The sequence below is a fragment of the Streptomyces tendae genome, assembly GCF_014650435.1.
Lineage (GTDB): Bacteria > Actinomycetota > Actinomycetes > Streptomycetales > Streptomycetaceae > Streptomyces > Streptomyces tendae.
Genome location: NZ_BMUY01000070.1, coordinates 1 through 1,177, shown reverse-complemented (window position 1 = coordinate 1,177; position 1,177 = coordinate 1). Strand labels below are relative to the sequence as shown.

General features: G+C 69.5%; 1 pseudogene. It reads left to right on the top strand.

The window, feature by feature from the left end:
- Positions 1-1,177: pseudogene (locus IE258_RS40630) on the top strand (alpha-1,4-glucan--maltose-1-phosphate maltosyltransferase); the annotation flags it as partial.

Sequence of the window (1,177 nt, the reverse complement as noted above, 5' to 3'; positions counted from 1 at the left end):
CTGGCGGCGGCGTTGACGCCCGAGGTGGACGCGGTCCTGGCCCGCCACCCCCTGCGGGACCTGGTCACCTCCTCCGAGCCGCTGCCCCTGCTCGTCGAGCGGGAACGCGCCCTGTACGGCGCCTGGTACGAGTTCTTCCCCCGCTCCGAAGGCACCCCCGACACCCCGCACGGCACCTTCCGCACCGCCGCCCGCCGCCTCCCCGCGATCGCCGCCATGGGCTTCGACGTCGTCTACCTCCCCCCGATCCACCCCATCGGCACCACCCACCGCAAAGGCCGCAACAACACCCTCACCGCCACCCCCGACGACGTCGGCGTCCCCTGGGCCATCGGCTCCCCCGAAGGCGGCCACGACAGCATCCACCCCGCCCTCGGCACCCTCGACGACTTCGACCACTTCGTCACCGAAGCCACCCGCCACGGCCTGGAGATCGCCCTCGACTTCGCCCTCCAGTGCTCCCCCGACCACCCCTGGGTCCACAAACACCCCGACTGGTTCCACCACCGCCCCGACGGCACCATCGCCCACGCCGAGAACCCGCCCAAGAAGTACCAGGACATCTACCCCGTCGCCTTCGACACCGACCCCGACGGCCTCCACGCCGAAACCGTCCGCATCCTGCGCCACTGGATGGACCACGGAGTCCGCATCTTCCGCGTCGACAACCCCCACACCAAACCCGTCGCCTTCTGGGAACGCGTCATCGCCGACGTCAACCGCACCGACCCCGACGTCATCTTCCTCGCCGAGGCATTCACCCGCCCCGCCATGATGCACACCCTCGCCCAGATCGGCTTCCAGCAGTCCTACACCTACTTCACCTGGCGCAACACCAAACAGGAACTCACCGACTACCTCACCGAACTGTCCGGCGAGGCAGCCTCCTACATGCGGCCCAACCTGTTCACCAACACCCCCGACATCCTCCACGCCCACCTCCAGCACGGCGGCCGCCCCGCCTTCGAGACCCGCGCCGTCCTCGCCGCCACCCTCTCCCCCACCTGGGGCATCTACAGCGGCTACGAACTGTGCGAGAACACCCCCCTGCGCGACGGCAGCGAGGAATACCTCGACAGCGAGAAATACCAGCTCAAACCCCGCGACTGGACCCGCGCCGCCCGCGAGGGCACCACCATCGCCCCCCTCATCACCCGCCTCAACACCATCCGACGCG